The organism is Nocardia sp. PE-7 (genome assembly GCF_030486425.1).
Classification (GTDB): Bacteria; Actinomycetota; Actinomycetes; order Mycobacteriales; family Mycobacteriaceae; genus Nocardia; species Nocardia salmonicida_A.
The window spans coordinates 2,366,842-2,386,901 of sequence record NZ_CP129614.1 but is presented as its reverse complement, the minus strand read 5'-3'; the positions used below and the strand labels follow the sequence as shown (position 1 = coordinate 2,386,901).

Sequence of the window (20,060 nt, the reverse complement as noted above, 5' to 3'; positions counted from 1 at the left end):
GTCATCGCTGCCGTGCGAGCACAGCACTACGCCCCGTTCGACAGGTACTCGAACGGGGCGTCGACGTTGCCGGGGTACCACCGAGCGGCGGTTCACCTGCGGATTCGGACGACTCCACGGGAGCAGATAAGGTGCTACAGGGAGTTACAGCTAGTTTTCTCCCGCCGTCTCGACGTTCCGGAGAATGACATGGGCCCCCTGTCGGTTGCACTGCGCAACGTGGTCGCGCTCTTGCGCGACGGTGTCGAGCCGTACGCGCCGACGCCGTCGGACATCGTCTACGACCAGCCGCACCGCAGGCTGCTGCGCTACCGCCGCGCCACCCCCGCCACCGGCGATCCCGTGTTGCTCGTGCCACCGCTGGCGGTGACGATCTCCTGCTACGACATGCGGCCCAGTCAGAGCCTGGTGCGATTCCTGCTCGAGCTGGGGCGCGAGGTCTATGTGCTCGACTACGGCGAGATCACCTACGCCGACCGCGATCTCGGCTTCGAGGAGTGGGTCGACGACATCGTGCCCACGGCGATCGAGGCGGTCAGCGCGGAGAACGAGCACTCCCCCGTCGAGCTGATCGGCTGGTCGTTCGGCGGCACCATCAGCGTGCTCACCGCCGCCGGGCACGCCGACCTGCCGATCGGGTCGGTCACCGCGGTGGGAACCCCGTTCGATCAGCGCCGCAACGGTCAGATCTCGTTGGCCCGCAGGTTCGGACAGCTCACCGGCGGACGCGAGGTCACCCTGCCCGTGCGCATGGCCGGTGGCGTACCGAAGTACGGGGTGCGAGCCGGGTTCCGGATCCAGTCGATCGACCGCGAGCTCACCAAGCCCTGGTACATCGCCCGCAATATCGCCGACGCCGAAGCGCTGGCCCGCATGCAATCGGTGGATCGGTTCATGGACAGCATGCCCGGCTATCCGGGCCGGTTCTATCGCCAGGCCTACCGGCAACTGATCATCCGCAACGAAATGCACAAGGGCACCGTGCATCTGGGCCCGCATCGCGCGATCGATCTGACCGCACTCACCGCGCCGACGCAGCTGATCGGCGGCACCAAGGACGCGCTGGCCTCGTCGACGTCCGTCGCCGCGGGCACCGGGGTCCTCACCGGCTCCTCGGAGGTTCGCTTCACCGAGGTCCCGGGAAGCCATCTCGGCATCATCGCGGGGCCGACCGCCCGCGACACCACCTGGGCGACGATCGCGGAATTCCTCGACAGCGCACGGCTGTCCGCCCGGACGCCGTCGCCCACCCACTGACCGAACGACCGACGAACCAGGGTCGACCACCTACGGCGCGGACATCACGCGCTGCGCATAGCCCGGTAGACGGCCGAACCGACGAAGGCACCGAGGTCGTCGGGGTTCCACTCGTCCTGGTTGGCGAACAGGGTTCGGACCGCGCTTTCGGCGGCCGAGACCCACAACTCCACCAGCGCGGGCAATTTGCGCTCGGCGTCGTCGATTCCCCAGGCCTGCAAGGTCGGACGCAGCAACGCCGTGCAGCGCTCGACCGCCAGCTGTCGACCTCGCCCGAAGGAACCGGCGACCGCGGGGTCGGGGTTGCCGTAGATCAGTCGCCAGGCGTCGGGCCGCTCGGCCGCCTTGTTGAGCAGAGTGCGGAAGCCCTCGACGAACACTGTCTCGTCGGCGTTCGTGGCGCGTGGTGGCAGCACGTCGAGGACCCCGGAGATCAGATAGCTCTCCTCGCGCCGGATCAGCGCGTCGATCAGCTCGACCCGATCGGGGAAACAGGCATAGATCACCGGGCGGGTGACCTTCATATAGTCGGCGACCGCGCCCATCGTGACCGCGGCGACGCCGTCGTCGGCGGCGATGGCCAGCGCCGCGTCGAGTACCTGTGGTCTGCGCCGCTCGGGGCCGAGGTGCGCGGCCCGCCCTCGCCGCTGCACTGCCGTCTCGCTACCCATGCGCCCACAATAGCAACCCACCCGGTGTTCCTACACTGATGTACGAAAATGCTACAGTGACGAATGAAGCGTTCGACCGTGCAGGACGCCCGCAGGAGGAGCGACGATGCCCCAGGATTTCTTCAACCCGAACACCGCCGACTTCGCGCAGTTCGATCCGGACACGCGCAGGCTGTTGCGCGCGACGGTCGACTGGTTCGAGACTCGCGGCAAGACGCAACTGCTCGATGACGATCGGTCCCGTGTCTGGCCTGCGGAGTTCCTGGATTTCGCGAAGAAGGAGCGCCTGTTCGCCACCTTCCTCACCCCGGCGGCCGAGGCGGGCGGCGACCCGAACAAGCGCTGGGACACCGCGCGCAACGCCATGCTGAGCCAGATCTTCGGCTTCTACGGCATGACCTACTGGTACGTCTGGCAGGTCACCATCCTCGGCCTCGGCCCGATCTGGCAGAGCAGCAACAGCGCGGCCAAGAAGAAGGCGGCGGCCCAGCTCGAATCCGGCGAGATCTTCGCGTTCGGGTTGTCGGAGAAGGAACACGGCGCCGACGTGTACTCCACCGACATGATCGTCGACCCGCAGCCCGACGGTGGCTACACCGCGACCGGCGGCAAGTACTACATCGGCAACGGCAACCTGGCCTCGATGGTCTCGGTCTTCGGCCGTCGGTCGGACAAGCCGATCATCGACAGCGCCGCGGCATTGCGGGGCAAGCCGACTCAGGAGGATTACGAGGGGTATCTCTTCTTTGTCGCCGACTCCCAGCACGACGCCTACAAGCTGCGCAAGAATGTCGTCAACAGCCAGATCTATGTCGCGGCTTTCGATCTCGAGAACTACCCCGTCGCCGAGGAGGACATCCTCCACCGCGGCGAGGACGCGTTCCACGCGGCGATGAACACGGTCAACGTGGGCAAGTTCAACCTCGGCTTCGGCGCGGTCGGCGCGTGTGAGCACTCCTTCTACGAGGCGATCGACCACGCCGAGAACCGGATTCTGTTCGGGCACAGGGTCACCGAGTTCCCACAGGTTCGCGCGCTGATCACCGATTCCTACGCGCGCATCGCCGCGATGAAGCTCTACAGCGCACGCGCGGTGGACTACATGCGTTCGGCATCGCCGGACGATCGTCGCTACCTGCTGTTCAACGCCATCGAGAAGATGTCGGTGACCCGGCAGGGCCAGCGCGTCATCGAAGATCTCGCCGACGTGATCGCCGCGCGCGGGTTCGAGAACGACATGTACTTCCCGGTCGCGATGACGGCCATGTTCGGCCTCCCGCGACTCGAGGGCACCGTCCACGTCAACATGGCGCTGTCACTGAAGTTCATGGCCAACTACATGTTCCACCCCGCCGATGCCGGTCTGGCCGCGATGCAGTCGCTGCCGGGCGCGTCGGTGGCATCCAAGGGCGCCACCCGCGCGGTCGCCAGTGCGCTGACCTGGTCGAGTCGCAAGATCACCCCGCGTCTGGGCGCGGTCGTGAAGCCGCTGCGGGCCGAATTCGCCAGTGCCGCCTACGCTCCGGTGCCGTCGCGGCACGACACCGCCGACGACGAGTTCCTGTTCCGACAGGGCCCGAGCAGCGGCTTGGGCCGCATCCGCTTCGCGGACTGGCGCCCGGTCTTCGAGAGCTTCGGCGACATTCCGAACGTGGCGGTGTTCCTCGAACAGGTGCTCGCGCTGCAGGCCCTGCTGGCGGTGGCCGCACCGACGTCCTCGCAGCAACAGGACGTGGACTTCCTGTTCGCGTTCGGTGAGCTGTTCACCGCCGTGCCCTACGCGCAGCTGGTCCTGGAGCAAGCGGTCATCGACGGCACCGATCCGGCGGTGATCGACCAGATCTTCGACGGGTTCGTGCGCGCCTTCTCCGCCAACGCGCTCAACCTGCACAACAAGCCGACCGCTACCCCCACTCAGCAGCGCCGGGCCCTCGACCTGGTGCGACGGCCGGTCTTCGACCGAGCTCGTTTCGAGCGTGTGCTCGGTCAGGCGCGCGCGCTGGCCGGAACGTACGAGATGAAGGCCTGACCCGGCAACCGGGGTCAGTCGAGCGGCGGCGCGGTTTCGGTGATCGTGGCCAGCGTCGCCGCCACCGACATATCGGGCTTGATGACGACACCCTTCTCCCGGAGAAAGCCGTCGAACAACTGGACGACGGCATTGGTCGTCCGATCGACGAACAATGCCGTCGGCTCCGGCAGCGGGACAGGATCGGTGTCGAGCCAGAGGTCGGTGACGGCCATGACGAAGCCGACGATGCCGCGCAGCAGATGATCGATACCGTCGGTATCGAGTGCGACCGAGGACAGCACACTGCGGCTGCGCTCGGCGAGATCGTGCGAGAGGCGCCGACCGATGTCCAACGGCCGAGCGGACGGGTCGGCGCTCGACACGCTCTGGGTGAGCACGAGAAAACGGAACACATCGGGATGCTCGGCGATGACCCCGGCATAGGCGGTGAGGAACCGATGGATCGTGGCCCGCGGCGGTTGCATGATCAGCGAGAGGTCCGGCGCGACGGCGGCGTAGACCTGCGCGACGAGCCAATCCGACACCGCGCCGTCGAGCTCGGATTTGTCGGCGAACATCCGGTACAGACGCGGTTTGGCCACGCCCATCTCCCGGGCCAGCGTTTCCATGCTCACCTGCGGTCCGTCGCGGTCGATGCACCGCACCGCACCCGCGATGACCTGTTCGCGGGTGAGCAACCGTACTGGCGACCGGCGCACCGGCCTCGACGATGTAGTCACTGTTCTCCCTGATCCGCCCTTCGCGTACGGCCAGGATAGCGGCGCGCGGCGACGGCTCCGCCGCCCTGTCGCGGGCAGTCTCGGCGGTCTTGTTGACAGCGGGCCGCGAGATCCCCACTATATTTTCGATACCCCGCGTACCGCATATCGGTACCGTCGGTACTATCGATTGTGCACGGAGCAACGAAGCCCCGTGCGGAAGGAGTCTCGTATGACGCGCGAAACCGGCACCGACAGTCCCGCGGCAGCGTCGTCCAGATCGCATCTGGTGCGCAACGGCGACATCTCGCTCGCTGTCTACGAATTCGGTCCCGAAGACGGCATTCCGGTGGTCCTCGTCCACGGGTGGCCCGACACCCATCACCTGTGGGACAGCGTCGTGCCGCTGCTGTCGGGCAGATATCGCGTGATCTCCTACGACACTCGCGGGTACGGTCGATCCAGCGCGCCGACCGAGGTGTCGGCCTACGAGCTGAACCGTCTCGCGACCGACTTCTTCGCCGTGGTGGAGGCCGTGAGCCCCACCGAACCCGTGCACGTCGTGGCCCACGACTGGGGCTCGGTCCAGGTCTGGGAAGCGGTGTGCGAGCCGGGCGCGGACCAGTACGTGGCGTCGTTCACCTCGATCTCGGGCCCGAATCTCGACCACCTGGCCACCTGGATGCGTCGTGGCGTGCTGTCGGGTACCCCGCGCGGCATCTGGGGCACGCTCAGCCAGTGCCTGTCCTCGGCCTACACCACCTTCTTCATGCTGCCGATCCTGCCGGGCCTGTTCTTCCGGCTCGTGGGCACCGAGAAGAGCTGGAAGCTGTTCCTTCGCGTGATCGAGGGCACCCCCGCCGAGCAGATCTCACTGGCGCCGACCCTGAAACAGGACATGATCTCGGGGCTGCGCTTCTACAAGGCCAACATCATCGCCCGCATGTTCGGGCCGCGGGAACGACGCACCACCGTTCCGGTGCAGTTGCTCGTGAACACCCGTGACATCGCCGTGCGCCCCGCGGGCTACGACGACACCGCGAAGTGGGCCGATCAGGTCGTGCGCCACGACCTGTCGCGCGGGCACTGGCTGCCCTACTCCGACCCCGCCGCAATCGCCGGATACGCCGACGCGTTCATCCAGGCTCAGCCCAAGTAGCGACGAAGGAGAGAAAAGCCGATGCTCGATTTCGATATCGTCATTACCGACGGTCGCTGGTTCGACGGCACCGGAGCCGCGTCCGCACAGCGCAATCTCGGCATCCGCGACGGCATCGTCGAGGCCGTCTCGGTGGACCCGCTGCCGATCGGCGCCGACACCGAGGTGATCGACGCCGCGGGTAAATGGGTGCTGCCCGGCTTCGTCGACGTCCACACCCACTACGACGCCGAAATGCTGATCAAGCCCGAGTTGTCGGAGTCGCTGCGCCACGGCGTCACCACCGTCGTCGTCGGCAACTGCTCGCTGTCGACGGTCCTGGCCTCCAACGCCGACTGCGCGGATCTGTTCAGCCGCGTCGAGGCCGTGCCCCGCGACGCGGTGCACGGCGCCCTCGACAAGCACCGAACCTGGTCGGATCCGGGCGAATACGCCAAGGCGCTCGACGCGTTGCCGTTGGGTCCCAACGTCGCCGCGTTCCTCGGACACTCCGATCTGCGCACCCATGTCCTCGGGCTCGGCCGCGCGGTCACCCGCGACACCGAACCCACCGCCGCCGAGATCGAGCAGATGACCACCCTGCTCGACGCCGCGATCGACGCAGGCTTCCTCGGACTGTCGTCGATGACGAACAAACTCGACAAGATCGACGGCGAGGAATACCGGTCGCGGTCGCTGCCGTCGACCTACACCCGCGGCAAAGAGGTGCGCGCGCTCAACAAGGTGTTGCGCAAGCGGGACCGGGTGCTGCAGAGCGCCCCGACGGTCAGCCTGAGCCCCAACATCGCCAAGTTCTTCCTCGCCAGCGCCGGCATCGGCCGACCGCGGCTGCGCACCTCGCTGCTGTCGGCGGCCGACTCCAAGGCCTACCCGCCGCTGGTGTGGTTCATGCTCTACGCCGCGCCGCTGCTGAATCGCTTCGCCCGCACCGACTTCCGGTGGCAGCATCTGCCCGTGCCGTTCACCGTCTACGCCGACGGTATCGACCTGGTGGTGTTCGAGGAGTTCGGCGCAGGCGCCGCGGCCCTGCATCTCAAGGATCAGGTCGAACGCAACGAGTTGCTGCAGAGTGAGCCGTACCGTCGCTGGTTCCGCAAGCAGTACGACAACAAGTTCACCCCCCGCATCTGGCACCGCAATTTCTTCGATGCCGAGATCATCGCCTGCCCCGACGAGTCGGTGGTCGGCAAGTCGATCGGCCAGGTCGGCAAGGACCGTGGCCTGCATCCGGTCGACGCCTACCTCGACATGGTTGTCGAGCACGGCCCGGCGCTGCGGTGGCGCACGACCATCGCCAACGATCGCCCCGACTATCTGAACAAGCTCGCCGCGAGCCCGGGCGTGCAGATGGGATTCGGCGACGCGGGCGCGCACCTGCGCAACATGTCGTTCTACAACTTCCCGCTACGCCTGCTCGAAAGGGTGCTGCGCGCCCAGGAATCCGGCAAGCCGTTCCTGAGCACCGAACGTGCCGTCCACCGTCTCACCGGTGAACTCGCCGACTGGTACCAGATCGACGCCGGTCACCTGCGCGAAGGCGATCGGGCCGACCTGGTCGTCATCGACCCGGCCGGACTCGACGAGGAGGTGCACCGGCTCCACGAAGCGCCGCTGCCCGAATTCGGCCTGGACCGGATGGTCAACCGCAACGACCGCGCCGTCGTCGCGACCGTCGTGAACGGCCGCCGCGTTTTCGGCGCGGGCGAAGTAGCGTCCGGCATCGGCGCGGACTGGGGAACCGGACAGTTCCTGCGCGCAGGACATCACAACTCCGCTCGCCTCGCACAGGAGACCCGATGAAACTCCCCAACCGGCGCGCGGCCGAGACCCTGCGCACACCTGATGTCGCCCTGCAGGCACGCAATGTGAAGTTCGACTGGACCTCGGCACCGCTGCACTGGATGCCGTCGGAGCCGATCGCCTCACACGTGGTGAACTCGCTGAACCTGCTGCTGCCCGAGGGCGAGCGGATGTTCTGTGCCACCTACCGCGACGCACTCCCCTACGTGCGGGACGCGAAGGTGCGCGAGGCCATGCTCGGGTTCATCGGCCAGGAGTCGATGCACGCCGAAACCCACGCCAAGGTGCTCGATCAGGTTTTCGCCGCCCACCACATCGACACCGCGCCCTACACCCGTCAGATGGAGTATGTCTTCCGCAACTCGCTCGGCGCGCGCGAGGGCAGCCCGCAAGCGGCCCAGACCCGCCTGGTCGAACGGTTGACGTTCATCGCCAGCCTCGAACACTTCTTCGCCTGGCTCGGTGACTGGATCCTCAACGCCGACTTGGAATCCCACGGCGCCGAGCCACGTGTGCTCGACCTGTTCCGCTGGCACGGGGCCGAGGAAGTCGAGCATCGCAGCGTCGCCCACGATGTCGCGATCTACTTCGGGGCCGGGTATATCCGGCGGGCGGGAATCATGCTGCTCGTCATCCCGATCCTGCTCAGCTTGATCGTGCGCGGCACGAAGTATCTGGTCAATCAGGATCCGGAGCTGCCGAATATCGGCTATCCCCGGTTGATCTGGAAGATCCTGGGAGCGATGTGGCGGGGCGCGCTGCCGGGCATCCCGGCCCTGTTGATCAGTGCCGGGTCCACGTTCAACCCGCGCTACGACCCGGCGAATGTCGGCTCCACCGAGCAGGCCATCGCCTATCTGGCCAAGTCACCGGCAGCCAGGGCGGCGGACCGGTGACCGTCTATCCCGCACCCACGGTGATCCCGCCGGATCTGTACGGCAAACACGAGCACGACCCGACGACCAGAGTGCTCGACACGGTCGCGAACCTGCGCGTGCGCTGGTCGACATTGATCAACCGTCGCCCCCTGCTCACCAGGGCCGACGACGCCCGCTTCCCGGTGGTCGTCACCGATCGGGCGCTGGTGGCCGAGGACCAGGCCGTGATCAATCTGGGGCTGCGCGCACCCGATGGCGCTCAGCTGCCCCGGTGGGCGCCGGGCGCGCACATCGACATCGAGCTCCCGTCCGGGCGGCTACGGCAGTACTCGTTGTGTGGCGACCCGGCCGAAACCGGGGAGTACCGCATCGCGGTGCGTCGTATTCCGCACGGTGGCGGCGGGTCGATCGAGATCCACGACGAGTTGCCGGTCGGCACCGCGGTGGTGATCCGTGGGCCGCGTAACGCGTTCCCGTTCGCGCCCCCGGGGCGTGGCTCGTCGGCGAAACGCCTGCATTTCGTCGCGGGCGGCATCGGCATCACTCCGATCCTGGCGATGGCGCGGGCCGCCGACCGGCTCGGCATCGCCTGGACCCTGGTCTATTGCGGGCGAAGCCGCGACACCCTGCCCTTCCTCGACGAGCTCGCCGAACTCCGCGGACACGTGGTGGTGCGCACCGATGACGAGCACGGAACACCCGGTGCCACAGATCTTCTCGACGGTGTCGACCACGACACGGCGATCTACTGCTGTGGACCCACCCCGATGACGGCCGCCTTGGTCGCCGCTGTGCGCACGATGCCCGGCATCGAGTTCCACTCCGAAAGGTTCTCTCCCACACCGGTTGTCGACGGCACCGCGTTCGAGGTGGAGTTGACGAGCACCGGCGAGGTCATCGCCGTCGGCGCCGACCAGACCATGCTCGACGCACTGCTGACGGTGCGCCCCGACCAGCCCTACTCGTGTCGCCAGGGCTTCTGTCGCACCTGCGTCGTCCGTGTCACCGACGGCACCCCCGATCACCGCGACGGCGCGCTGACCCCCGACGAGCATGCTGCCGGGGTGACGCTGGCATGCGTTTCCCGCTGCGCGGGAAAGCGCCTGGTTCTCGACCTCTGAGGCCGAGCGTAGTTTTCCCGTCTCATCCCCCACGGGTCAATCGGCATCGAAGAACACCACTGTCCGCGTAGTGTGCGATTTGCAATACCGTTCGCACACAAGGAGTTTCCGTGGCGTCCTCTCTGATCAAACGCCTGGCCGCGCTGTTCGGCGCGTCCTGCGCAGCCCTACTACTCGCGGTCCCGGCGGCCGCGCCAGGCCATGCCGACCGCGCAGTTCTCGAAAGTCCGGCTGCCGACGAATGCCCGACGCCGCCGAACTACCCCGGCAACATCGGGTTCGAAGGTCGGCACTACCGCGTTCACGTCCCGTCAGGCGTGCCGGCCGGGGCACCGCTCGTGGTCGCCCTCCACGGTGGTTACGACTCGCCCGAAAGCGTCGAGGGGGCGTGGGGGTGGAACGCCCTCGCCGATCAGCACAAGTTCATCGTCGTCTACCCCCGGGGTACCAAGAAGGAGTGCAAGTCGGACGGCTCCCCCGGTTGGGGCTGGAACGCCGATGCGGCCGACGTCACGCATATCAAGAATGTCGTCAACCAGGTCGCCACGCAGTACGGGGTGAACCGCAGTCGGGTCCATCTCACCGGCCACTCCAACGGTGGCCAGATGGCCTCGCGCGCGGCCTGCACCGCACCGGAGGTGTTCGCCTCGGGCGCTGTCTACGCACCCGCACCCCCGCCGACCGGCTGCAATCCCGCCCGCGCGGTCTCGTGGGGCGTGTTCGCCTCGGCGAGCGATCCCATCGTGCTCGAGCCCATCGCCTACGGCCACGTCATGTATTGGAGCTGGGAAAACCGGCCGTGCCAGAACGAGCAGCCCGGCGGCGGCACCGACGTCAAGGATTCCCGGCACTGGGACTGTGAGGCAGGCACCGAGGTCCTGTGGCGGGTCTACAACGGCGGCAGCCATACCTGGCCGTCGGGAGCGCGGCGCACCGAGATGATGAACCGGATGTGGCAGTTGTTCCAGGCCAACCCGCGCCCGTAACACCCCCGGCGCGAGGGCTGGTCGCCGTGCTCCGGCTCAGCCGACCAGCCCTTCCGGGTCCACCAGCAACCGCTTGAGCACCTTGCCGGTCTCTCCGCGCGGCAGCGCGTTGAGGAAGGTGACATCGCGCGGGACGGAGAAGCGGCTGAGGCGGTTTCGCACGTAGGTGCGCACCATGTCCGAGTCGAGTCCCGAGCCCTCGTTCTTGACCAGGAACGCGGCCAGTCGCTGGCCGAATTCGCGATCCGGCACGCCGACCACCGCGACATCGCTGACCTGCGGCAGATACGCCAACGCTTCCTCCACCGGTCGAGGGAAGACGTTCTCACCGCCGGAGATGATCATCTCGTCGTCGCGCCCCGCCACGAACAGCCTGCCTTCGGCGTCGAGGTAACCGAGATCGCCGGTGTCCAGCATGCCGTCGGATTCCTCGGGCGGTGAATCGCTGACGTAGCCGTCGAAGAGCATGTGGTTGCCGACGAAGATCCGCCCGACCACGCCGATCGGCACTGCTTTGTGCTCGGCATCGAGGATCGCGATCTTGGTACCCAGTGGGGGGCGTCCCGCGGTAGTGGGCGCGGCGCGCAGGTCGTCGGGCCCGGCCACGCTGGCCCAGGAGACCTCCGTGGAACCGTAGAGGTTGTAGAGGACGTCGCCGTAGTCGTCGAGGAACCGGTCGACGGTGACCGCCGCCAGTGGTGCGCCACAGCTGATCACATGCTGCAGGCTGCTCAGGTCGTACCGATCGCGCACCTCGGCGGGCAGGTCGACCAGTCGCTGCACCATGGTCGGCACCGCGATGAGCGTGTTCACTCCATGTTCGGTGATCCGGCGCAGGCATTCCTCGGCGTCGAAGCCCTGCGTCAGCACCACTGTGGCCCGCACCGCGGTGCTCAATTGCAGCGCCGACAACCCCCAGGTGTGAAACAGCGGCGCCGGGATCATCATGGTGCTGCCCGCGCGGATCGGGATCAGTGACAGCAGCGCGACCAGGGTTTCGAAGCCCTTCGGGTGCGGGCGCCGCGCTCCCTTCGGGGTGCCGCTGGTGCCCGAGGTGAGCACGATCTGACGTCCTGGCACCGTCGGGACGGGAAACTTCGAGTCGCGGGCCGCGATGAGCTCTTCGATCGTGATCCGCGTCGGGTCGGCGGGGACGTCGTCGGTGAAGAAACGCGGCAGGTCGGCGTGCAGGTACTGCACGAGATGAGCCAGATCGGTGTCGACGAACAACGCCGAAAGCCGGTGCCGCTGCACGATATCCTCGATCTGACGCCCCGAGAGCCCCGAGTTCAGCAGCGCGACGTCGACACCGAGCTTGCCCGCCGCGACCATGGATTCGACCATGCCGCAATGGTTTCCGGCCAGCAGGCCCACCGCGTCACCCGCACGCAGCCCCACCTCGTACATCGCGCCCGCCAACGCGGTGGTCCGTTTGTCGGTTTCGGCGAAGCTGGCGGTGCTGCTGTCGTCGATCAGCGCGATCTGGTCCGGGCTGTGCGCGGCGCCGGCGGCGTAGCCGCCCGCCAGATTGAATCCCCATCGGTACAGCGACCGCAGCTGCCTGGCCGAGGTCAGCGGCGGCGAGACCTGACCCGAGTGCACCCACCAGCGCACGATCTCGGATTTGCGTCGGATCGGCGCCCGGTTGCCATTGGCCACCACCGAGGTGCGCGCGCCGCCCACGACATCGGCCGCGCGACGCAGACCGTCCTTGACCCACCCGACGATCACCGAGTTCGTGACGCCGGCCAGCGACGGGTGCAGCCGCGGCACGGCGAAGACGGTGACGCTCACCCTCGTGCGTCGCTCGTCCCCGGTGAGCCGGATCATGGCGAAACTGCCGGATTCAGGATTGTGCAGTTCGAAACTCTCGTACCAGCGCCCGATGGTCAGCACCAGCCCGGTCCGGCGCACGCCGACCGCCCTGTCCCCGATCCTGACCTCCCACACGGTGCTCCCGTCGGGGTTCGACACCCGATCACAGCCCCCGATCCCGGCCCACAGCCGCGGGTAGCTCTGCGGCTCGAGTAATACATCCCACATCGCCCGGCGCGAGACGGAGAACTCCACGGACACATCGACGACATCACTCGGCATTGCTGCGCGCCTTCCTCGGCCCGGCCACACTGCCGGGTAGTGCCTGCTCGCCTCGGCCCCCGTGCCGTGACGGTGCCCGTCGTGAGGCACTGCACCAGAAGTCATCATCGGCCCGTCCGCGCGTGGCCGAACGAAATATCTACGGATTCTGGTGACCGAACGAACACAACCCCCGGTGCCTGTGACAGATGCCAATATCTCCCGTCAGCGGCCGGCCGAGGCATTCGCCATGAAAACGGCACAATGGATATCGATGAAACCTTGGCAGCGCGATCCCAGCACCGACGAGAGCACCCTCGGCAACGGCGAAGGCGTCGGCATCGATGACCTGCGGGCCTTGCGGGAGCAGTTCGTCGACTTCATGCTCGGCTACAAGTTCGCGATCGACGAGGTGACGACCAAGATCAATATCTTACGCGAGGACTTCAACAACACCCACGAGTACAACCCCATCGAGCACGTGGGGTCGCGGCTCAAGTCGCCCGAAAGCGTCCTCGAGAAAGTCCGGCGCAAGAATTACGCGATGAATCTGGCCGCGATCAGGGACAACGTGCTCGATATCGCCGGGGTCAGGGTGGTGTGCAGCTTCATCTCCGATATCGGCACCATCCGGGACATGCTGGCCGGTCAGGAAGACATCACGGTCATCGAGGAGCGCGACTACATCACCCACCGCAAACCGAACGGCTACCAGAGCATGCACCTGATCGTGTCGATCCCGGTGTTCCGCTCCGACCGCACCGAGCGGATTCCGGTGGAGATCCAGATCCGCACGATCGCGATGGATTTCTGGGCCAGCCTCGAGCACAAGATCTACTACAAGTACCGCGGCGAGGTCCCCCCGAACCTGCGCACCGACCTCGCCCAGGCCGCCGAGGTCGCCACCCAGCTCGACGAGAAGATGGAAGCCCTGCACCGCCAGGTCGACCGCAGCGCGCACCCGAAGCCGAAGCCGAGCGCCGACTCCCTGGACCTCAGCGTGCTGTACAACAGCCTCACCGGCGGCCACCCCGTCTACCTCCGCCCCACCGATCCACCGGCCTGACATCGCCTGCTGGGCGCCACAACCAGGAAGGAGCCGAAGATGACCGACCGAACGCTGACAGGAAAGCGCGTCGCGATCCTCGCCACCGACGGGGTGGAGCAGGTCGAACTCGTCCGACCCCGCGCAGCGGTGGAAGACGCGGGCGCCGTCACCACGCTGGTGTCCCTCGCCTCCGGCACCATCCAGGCGATGAACCACGACATCGAGAAAGGTGACACCTTCACCGTCGACGAGCTGGTCGCCGACGTGAGCCCGGCCGACTTCGACGCACTACTTCTCGCGGGCGGCACCACCAACCCCGACAAACTCCGCCGAGATCCCGCGGCGGTCCGCTTCGTCAAAGAATTCGTCGGCACCGGTAAGCCGGTCGGCGTGATCTGTCACGGACCGTGGACGCTGGTCGAGGCCGACGCCGTGCGCGGCCGCACGCTCACCTCTTATCCCAGCGTGCGCACCGATATCCGTAATGCCGGTGGCACCGTTGTCGACGAGGAGGTCGTCGTGGACCGGGGCTTGGTCTCGAGTCGCAATCCCGATGATCTGCCCGCGTTCTGCGCCAAGATCGTCGAAGAGTTCGCTCAGGGACGCCACCCGGCCGCCACCTAGCCTCGGCCGCGGTGCCTCGATATCGAACTCACAACCACTGCGACCTCTGGGTATTTCCGCCATCCGCCCACCGGCGAGTCCGCTACTGTCCGAGCAGGTTCATCTCGAACAGCGTGGTGCGAAAGGAATCCGGTGGCGCTCTCACGTCGGAAGTTGATCACCGCGGCCGCGGCGGGCGGCGCGATGGTCGCGCTCGGAATGCCCGCGGGCCGCGCCGAGGAGCGGGTGCTCGGTGCGGGTGATTTCGAGTCGCTGGCCTCGCGCGGGTACAACCGGCGGTTCCTGGCGCAACCGGCGAAGATCTATGTGCCGACCAGCGCCGAGGAGGTTCGCAGCGCGGTCGCCAGGGCTGTGGGCGCAGACGGCGGAATCGCGGCGCGCTCGGGCGGGCATTGCTTCGACGATTTCGTCGACAACGCGCGGACCCGTTCGATCATCGACCTCGGCAGACTCAGTGCGGTGTACTGGGACGAACACCACCGCGCGTTCTCCGTCGACGCGGGCGCCGATATCGGCACCGTCTACAACGCGCTGCACCGTTGGGGCGTGACGGTGCCGGGTGGGATCTGCCTCGGTGTCGGGATGGGCGGTCATGTCTGCGGTGGCGGATATGGTCCGTTGTCACGGCGATTCGGCCTGGTGGCCGATCACCTGGCCGGGGTCGAAGTCGTCACCGTCGATGCCGACGGCACCGCGAAAGTGGTTGTGGCGACCGAAGACGGTCCCGAGCGTGACCTGTGGTGGGCGCACACCGGTGGCGGCGGCGGCAATTTCGGTGTGGTGACCCGCTATCTGCTGCGATCTCCCGATTCCGACGGCGCGGACCCCACGCGCGCACTGCCGAAACCGCCGGCGAGCATGCTGAACGCGCGACTGATCGTGCCGATCACGACCGAGGATTCGTTCGTCCGGTTGCTCGGTAACTATCTCGGGTTCTTCGAACGCCACAGTGCGCCGGGGAATGAATTCGCCGGTCTCTACGCGCCGCTGATGATCAGGACGACCGGCACCGGCGCGGCCGAGATGCTGATCCTGTTCGATGCCGAAACACCCGATGCGCGAAAACGTTTCGACGAATTCGTCGCCAGTGTGAGCGACGGGGTGTTCCCGCCGCCCATACTGACTCCGGTCACCCAGCTGTCCTACCCGGATACCGTGAACCAGGTGTATTACGCGAAGGGCGTGAACACCACACGGGTCAAAGTGAAAGCCGCCTACCTGCGTCAGGCGTACTCCCCCGAACAACTCCGAATCTTCTACCGCTACATCACCGATCTCGGCTTCCTCGGCGAATCCCAGCTCGAATTCCTGCCGTTCGGCGGCGCGATCAACGCCGTCGCCGCCGACGCGACGGCGATGCCCGCACGGGATTCGTTCATGAAGATGCTGATCCACGCGTCGTGGCGACTGCCCTTCGACGACGAACGGTATCTGCGCTGGGCGCGCGAGATGTATCGCGAAGTGCATGCCGACACCGGTGGTGTTCCGGTGCCGAACGCGGCCTACGGCGGCAGTTACATCAACTACCCGGACCCGGATCTGGCCGATGCCGCCTGGAACACCTCCGGCCTGCCGTGGCACGCCTTCTACTACGGTGACAACTATCGGCGACTACTGCGCGTCAAAGCGGCGGTGGATCCGAGAAATGTCTTCCAGCACCGGCTTTCGATCGGCCGACCGGACTGGTGAGGACATTCAGGTGAGCGCGAGCACCCGGCACGGTCCGCCGGTGCCGCCCGCGTGTTTCGGTGCGCCGATGACGACCGTCGCGCCCTTCGGCGGTACCGCGGCGAGGTTGGCGAGCATTTCCACGCCGTAGCGACCAGCTCCGAGAAATGTTGTGTGCGCCCCGTATTCGGGATCGGCACCGCAATCCAGGCTGAGCGTGTCGACACCGGCGCCGACGATTCCGCAGTGCGCGACAAGGTATTCCGCCGCGCCGGCGGAGAACCCCGGTGCGTGGGGCGTTCCGCGCTCGTCGAGATTGAGGAAGGTCGACGGTTGGTCGAGGCGGCGTTCCCACCCGGAGTACATCGCGACGAATGCCCGTTCCGGAAGGTCGCCGTGCTGTGATCGCCAGGTGTCGATATCGGCGACGGTCACCACCGCGTCGGCGTCGACGGCGGCCTTGGCGCTGATATCGATGACGACGAGCGGCGCGACGAGGTCGTCAACGACGAGGGCATCGGTCGTGGTGGCGCCGGAAATCCGATGCGCGGGCGCGTCGAGATGGGTTCCGGTGTGCTCCCAGTACCCGAGCGCGAACTGCCCGAACCCCCCTGAGGCGTGCGTGGCTACCGGAACCATGACCAGCGGCGGATTACCCGGCCATACCGGCAGGTGCGGCGTGAGTGTGTGGGTCAGGTCGACCACGCCGGAACGCGGCGCGGCGACGGCGGGCGCGGGCGCAACGGCGGCCAGTGCGGTGAGGCCCGCGAGGCCGAGCAGCGCCCGCCGACTCGGCTGCGGCGCGCTCTGCTGGGCGAGACGAACGATCTCAGGCGAACACATCGGACTCAAGATAGCCGAGCGAACCGGGTCCGGCGTCTGATCGGGGCCGATGCCGCGCCGCGGTTCTTCCGGCCGACCGGGCGGACCGCCGACGCCGACGCCCGACTACCTGTCGACGTGGCGAAAGCCGCTGTCCTGCAGCCGATCGTCGGTCGGAGCAAGGGCTCGGTGCAGGTTCGAGGGGCCGAGACCTCGGGACAGGCCGAGAATCATTGCGGCGCAACCGAGTCCGGACAGGGCGAGCCCGGTGGCGAAGAGCGCGGGATAACCGGCCAGTTCGCCGACGACGCCCGCGGCCATCCCGGCCACGCCTTGGACGACGACGATCGCGCAGGCGAGCAGGGTGTAGTCGCTGCCCGCGTAATCGGGTTCGGACGCGTCCATCATCAGCGCGAAAACGGCGACGGTGGCCGCACCACCGAAGACGTGCTCGGCCAGGCTCGCGGCGACGAGAAGTTCGAAACCCCCCAGGCCGAGGGCGGCGAACAGGTACAGCGCGATGCTCGCGGTCTGGGTGACGCCGCCGATCAGCAGGGCCTTGCCGCGACCGAAGCGGTAGGCGAGCCAACCGCCGAGGGCCGCGCCTGCCAGCGCGCCCGCCGAGGAGAGCACACCTTTGATCAGGGCGATCTCGCCGAGGTCGAGTCCGGCGTCGGACAGGAAGGGACCGGTGAGCGCCGCGGCCATCGAGTCACCGAATTTGAACGCGCCGATCAACGCGATGAAGGCGAGAACGCCGGGTCGGCGCAATCTGGTCCACCAGGCGCCGAGCAGCTGTGCGGGCTTCGGGCTCGGCAGCCGGTCGGCGACCGGCTCGCGCATCAGCCACACCGGCACGGTGGTGAGCACGATCAAGGCCGCCATCGCCAGGAACAGCGCCCGCCACCCGGCCAGCGCGTACAACCACAGCAGGGCGCCGCCGCCGACGATCATCCCGACCCGGTAGGCCCCGACCTGGATGCCGTTGCCCAGCCCGCGCTGACGCGGACCCAGCAACCGCACGGCCGAACCGTCGGTGGCCACGTCCTGGGTGGCCGAGAGCAGATTCACCACCACGATGCCGACAAACAACCAGCGCAGCGAGGACGACAGATCCAGGCAGGCCAACACCGTCGCGACCGCGGCCGACAGCAGTTGCAACACCAGCAGCCAGGTGCGCCGGGTGCCGTACCGATCGACATAGGGCGCCCAGAGGAACTTCAGCGCCCAGGGCAGGAACAGCACACCCGAGGCGCTGATCGCCACCAGCGAATAGCCCGATTCGCGCAGTACCACCGGCAGCGCCTGGGTGAAGAAGCCGAACGGCAACCCTTGCGCGAAATACAGCGACGACAACAGAACCAGCGTGCCTGCCGTGATCACACCCGGTCGGGTGGCGGTGCTCATGGGCACATCGTCGCAGAGAGGACGCCCGAGCACAGCGCCCGGACTCGGCGTGATCCGATGTCAGAGCGTGGGCTGCGGACTGCGGAGGTGCTCGAAGACCAAGCTGGTCTCGGTCGAGGCGAATTCGCGGGTCGCGCTGAGCTCCTGAGTCACGAACTCGCGCAGCGCGTCCGGCGAAGCCGCCGAGACCTGGATCAAGAAGTCGACCGTTCCGGCCAGGAAGTACACGTTCACCACACCCGGCAGTGCGGCGAGCTTGGCGCTGAGCTCACCGATGCGGGCCCGAGCCGCCGGTTGGACCTGGACCGAGATCATCGCCTGGATCGGCAGCCCCAGTGCCTCCGGGGCGATGTCGGTGTAGAAACCGCGGATCGCACCGAGTTCGCGGAGCCTGCGTAGCCGCAGCGAACAGGTCGAGGCGGCGATGCCCACCCGCGCCGCCAGGACATTGTTGGGTACGCGCGCGTCCTCGGCGAGTTCGGCGAGGAGCCTGCGGTCGATGTCGTCCAGGTTCGCCGGGGACCCACGGAACGGTTGCACGGGTTGCGGTCGGTGTTGCTCTCGCGACGCCATCACCGCAGGATACTCGGCTTCAACATCATATTCCGTCGATTGTGCAGGTGTTATCGCTGATCGCCGCACTGATTCTCGATGCTCGTAGCAGAACCCGATCATCCTGAAGGAGCAGCTCCCATGCGTATCGGTGTCCCCCGAGAACTCAAGAACAACGAATTCCGCGTCGCGATCACGCCGATCGGTGTGCACGAACTCGTGTCGAACGGTCATCACGTGGTCATCGAAGCGGGTGCCGGGCTGGGATCGTCGATTCCCGATGCGGAATACCTCGCAGCAGGAGCGCGGATCCTCGCCGAAGCCGACGACGTCTGGGCCGAGGCGGACCTGGTGCTGAAGGTCAAAGAACCTGTCGCGCAGGAGTATCACCGCTTGCGCGAAGGGCTGGTCCTGTTCACCTATCTGCATCTGGCGGCGGACCGGCCGCTGACCGAACAGCTACTGGCGCAAGAGGTTACGGCCATCGCCTACGAGACCGTGCAATTGCCGTCCGGCGTGCTGCCGTTGCTGTATCCGATGTCGGAGGTCGCGGGCTGCCTGGCGCCGCAGGTGGGCGCGCACGCGCTGATGAAGCCCTATGGCGGTCGCGGGGTGTTGCTCGGCGGCGTCGGCGGCGTCGACCAGGCCGAGGTGGTCATCATCGGGGCCGGGGTCGCGGGCCAGAACGCGGCCAATATCGCCTTGGGCATGGGTGCGCACGTGACCCTGCTCGACACCGACCTCGACAAACTGCGCATGTCGTTCTGGCGCTACAACAATCGCGTGCGCGGCTTGGCCTCGTCGAAGCTGGCGATCGCCGAACAGGTCCGCGCGGCGGACATGGTGATCGGCGCGGTCCTGATCCCCGGCGCGGCGGCACCGAAGCTGGTGAGCAACGATCTGGTCGCGCAGATGAAACCGGGATCGGTGCTGGTCGATATCGCGGTCGACCAGGGCGGCTGTTTCGAAGACACCCACCCGACCACGCACGCCGACCCGACCTATCCGGTCCACGCCTCGACGTTCTATTGCGTGGCGAACATGCCGGGCTCGGTGCCGCATACCTCGACCTACGCGTTGACCAACGCGACGCTGCCCTATGTGGTGGCCTTGGCTGACAAGGGCTGGGAACGCGCCTGCGCGCAGGACACGAGCCTGGCACTCGGCCTGAGCACCCACGCGGGCAACGTCACCAACGCAGCGGTCGCTGCCGCCCATGACCTCGTGACACCGGTCCGGTGAGGGCACAGGCGGCAGCGGA

General features: G+C 67.2%; 17 protein-coding genes. 11 read left to right on the top strand and 6 right to left on the bottom strand.

Features of this window, described 5'->3' with window-relative positions; genetic code table 11:
• The first annotated feature begins 189 nt into the window (after nt 1-189).
• Nucleotides 190-1,257, top strand: a complete 1,068-nt coding sequence (locus QX204_RS11155) for a polyhydroxyalkanoate synthase family protein (protein WP_301906601.1) — start codon at nt 190-192, stop codon at nt 1,255-1,257.
• A 44-nt stretch (nt 1,258-1,301) separates the two neighbouring features.
• Here the strand turns inward: QX204_RS11155 and QX204_RS11150 are convergent, their stop codons facing one another.
• Nucleotides 1,302-1,928: a TetR/AcrR family transcriptional regulator gene (locus QX204_RS11150; RefSeq protein ID WP_301906600.1), complete on the bottom strand. Its 627-nt coding sequence runs from the start codon at nt 1,926-1,928 to the stop codon at nt 1,302-1,304.
• A 106-nt stretch (nt 1,929-2,034) separates the two neighbouring features.
• Here QX204_RS11150 and QX204_RS11145 point away from each other — a divergent pair, with 106 nt between their 5' ends.
• The gene (locus QX204_RS11145; RefSeq protein WP_301906599.1) at nt 2,035-3,957 is read left to right on the top strand and encodes an acyl-CoA dehydrogenase family protein; all 1,923 of its coding nucleotides are present in this window, start codon (nt 2,035-2,037) and stop codon (nt 3,955-3,957) included.
• Nucleotides 3,958-3,971: 14 nt separating this feature from the next.
• On the opposite strand, the gene QX204_RS11140 is transcribed toward QX204_RS11145, so the two are convergent.
• Nucleotides 3,972-4,679, bottom strand: coding sequence for a TetR/AcrR family transcriptional regulator (locus QX204_RS11140; RefSeq protein WP_063816068.1), 708 nt, complete (start codon nt 4,677-4,679; stop codon nt 3,972-3,974).
• A 211-nt stretch (nt 4,680-4,890) separates the two neighbouring features.
• Between QX204_RS11140 and QX204_RS11135 the strand changes: the two genes are divergently transcribed.
• From QX204_RS11135 to QX204_RS11115, 5 genes are all read left to right on the top strand, one after another.
• Entirely contained in the window at nt 4,891-5,817 is a 927-nt protein-coding gene (locus QX204_RS11135; protein ID WP_301906598.1) for an alpha/beta fold hydrolase, read from the top strand.
• A gap of 21 nt (nt 5,818-5,838) precedes the next feature.
• A complete protein-coding gene (locus tag QX204_RS11130; protein ID WP_301906597.1) occupies nt 5,839-7,617 on the top strand; it encodes an N-acyl-D-amino-acid deacylase family protein in 1,779 nt (592 codons plus the stop codon).
• A complete protein-coding gene (locus QX204_RS11125) occupies nt 7,614-8,513 on the top strand; it encodes a metal-dependent hydrolase (protein ID WP_301906595.1) in 900 nt (299 codons plus the stop codon). Before QX204_RS11130 ends, QX204_RS11125 begins: the two co-directional genes overlap by 4 nt.
• Entirely contained in the window at nt 8,510-9,616 is a 1,107-nt protein-coding gene (locus QX204_RS11120; protein ID WP_301906594.1) for a PDR/VanB family oxidoreductase, read from the top strand. The genes QX204_RS11125 and QX204_RS11120 overlap by 4 nt, the downstream gene beginning before the upstream one ends.
• A 110-nt stretch (nt 9,617-9,726) precedes the next feature.
• Nucleotides 9,727-10,602, top strand: a complete 876-nt coding sequence (locus QX204_RS11115; protein WP_301906593.1) for a CE1 family esterase — start codon at nt 9,727-9,729, stop codon at nt 10,600-10,602.
• A 36-nt stretch (nt 10,603-10,638) separates the two neighbouring features.
• Here QX204_RS11115 and QX204_RS11110 read toward each other — a convergent pair whose 3' ends face one another.
• The gene (locus QX204_RS11110; RefSeq protein ID WP_301906592.1) at nt 10,639-12,699 is read right to left on the bottom strand and encodes an AMP-binding protein; all 2,061 of its coding nucleotides are present in this window, start codon (nt 12,697-12,699) and stop codon (nt 10,639-10,641) included.
• Nucleotides 12,700-12,952: 253 nt separating this feature from the next.
• On the opposite strand from QX204_RS11110, the gene QX204_RS11105 reads away from it, so the two are divergent.
• The 3 genes from QX204_RS11105 (at nt 12,953) to QX204_RS11095 (ending at nt 16,039) form a co-directional block, all read left to right on the top strand.
• The gene (locus tag QX204_RS11105; protein WP_301906591.1) at nt 12,953-13,744 is read left to right on the top strand and encodes a GTP pyrophosphokinase; all 792 of its coding nucleotides are present in this window, start codon (nt 12,953-12,955) and stop codon (nt 13,742-13,744) included.
• Between the two features lie 39 nt (nt 13,745-13,783).
• The gene (locus QX204_RS11100) at nt 13,784-14,350 is read left to right on the top strand and encodes a type 1 glutamine amidotransferase domain-containing protein (RefSeq protein ID WP_301906590.1); all 567 of its coding nucleotides are present in this window, start codon (nt 13,784-13,786) and stop codon (nt 14,348-14,350) included.
• Between the two features lie 132 nt (nt 14,351-14,482).
• Nucleotides 14,483-16,039: an FAD-binding oxidoreductase gene (locus QX204_RS11095; RefSeq protein ID WP_301906589.1), complete on the top strand. Its 1,557-nt coding sequence runs from the start codon at nt 14,483-14,485 to the stop codon at nt 16,037-16,039.
• A gap of 6 nt (nt 16,040-16,045) precedes the next feature.
• Here QX204_RS11095 and QX204_RS11090 read toward each other — a convergent pair whose 3' ends face one another.
• The 3 genes from QX204_RS11090 to QX204_RS11080 form a co-directional block, all read right to left on the bottom strand.
• A complete protein-coding gene (locus QX204_RS11090; protein WP_301906588.1) occupies nt 16,046-16,861 on the bottom strand; it encodes a cyclase family protein in 816 nt (271 codons plus the stop codon).
• A 105-nt stretch (nt 16,862-16,966) separates the two neighbouring features.
• Nucleotides 16,967-18,247 (bottom strand): MFS transporter, encoded by a 1,281-nt coding sequence (locus tag QX204_RS11085; protein ID WP_301906587.1) that lies wholly within the window; start codon nt 18,245-18,247, stop codon nt 16,967-16,969.
• 60 nt (nt 18,248-18,307) lie between these two features.
• Entirely contained in the window at nt 18,308-18,820 is a 513-nt protein-coding gene (locus QX204_RS11080) for an Lrp/AsnC family transcriptional regulator (RefSeq protein ID WP_301906586.1), read from the bottom strand.
• Nucleotides 18,821-18,940: 120 nt separating this feature from the next.
• Between QX204_RS11080 and ald the strand changes: the two genes are divergently transcribed.
• Nucleotides 18,941-20,041 carry an alanine dehydrogenase gene (ald, locus tag QX204_RS11075; protein WP_301906585.1) on the top strand — a complete coding sequence of 367 codons (1,101 nt, stop codon included), beginning with the start codon at nt 18,941-18,943 and terminating at the stop codon, nt 20,039-20,041.
• The last annotated feature ends 19 nt before the right edge of the window (nt 20,042-20,060 follow it).

Excerpts from the sequence above, each read along its gene's own strand:
- QX204_RS11155 (WP_301906601.1), top strand. The coding sequence starts at position 190 with ATGGGCCCCCTGTCGGTTGCACTGCGCAACGTGGTCGCGCTCTTGCGC.
- QX204_RS11150 (WP_301906600.1), bottom strand. The coding sequence starts at position 1,928 with ATGGGTAGCGAGACGGCAGTGCAGCGGCGAGGGCGGGCCGCGCACCTC.
- QX204_RS11145 (WP_301906599.1), top strand. The coding sequence starts at position 2,035 with ATGCCCCAGGATTTCTTCAACCCGAACACCGCCGACTTCGCGCAGTTC.
- QX204_RS11135 (WP_301906598.1), top strand. The coding sequence starts at position 4,891 with ATGACGCGCGAAACCGGCACCGACAGTCCCGCGGCAGCGTCGTCCAGA.
- QX204_RS11130 (WP_301906597.1), top strand. The coding sequence starts at position 5,839 with ATGCTCGATTTCGATATCGTCATTACCGACGGTCGCTGGTTCGACGGC.
- QX204_RS11125 (WP_301906595.1), top strand. The coding sequence starts at position 7,614 with ATGAAACTCCCCAACCGGCGCGCGGCCGAGACCCTGCGCACACCTGAT.
- QX204_RS11110 (WP_301906592.1), bottom strand. The coding sequence starts at position 12,699 with ATGCCGAGTGATGTCGTCGATGTGTCCGTGGAGTTCTCCGTCTCGCGC.
- QX204_RS11105 (WP_301906591.1), top strand. The coding sequence starts at position 12,953 with ATGAAACCTTGGCAGCGCGATCCCAGCACCGACGAGAGCACCCTCGGC.
- QX204_RS11100 (WP_301906590.1), top strand. The coding sequence starts at position 13,784 with ATGACCGACCGAACGCTGACAGGAAAGCGCGTCGCGATCCTCGCCACC.
- QX204_RS11090 (WP_301906588.1), bottom strand. The coding sequence starts at position 16,861 with ATGTGTTCGCCTGAGATCGTTCGTCTCGCCCAGCAGAGCGCGCCGCAG.
- QX204_RS11085 (WP_301906587.1), bottom strand. The coding sequence starts at position 18,247 with ATGAGCACCGCCACCCGACCGGGTGTGATCACGGCAGGCACGCTGGTT.
- QX204_RS11080 (WP_301906586.1), bottom strand. The coding sequence starts at position 18,820 with ATGGCGTCGCGAGAGCAACACCGACCGCAACCCGTGCAACCGTTCCGT.
- ald (WP_301906585.1), top strand. The coding sequence starts at position 18,941 with ATGCGTATCGGTGTCCCCCGAGAACTCAAGAACAACGAATTCCGCGTC.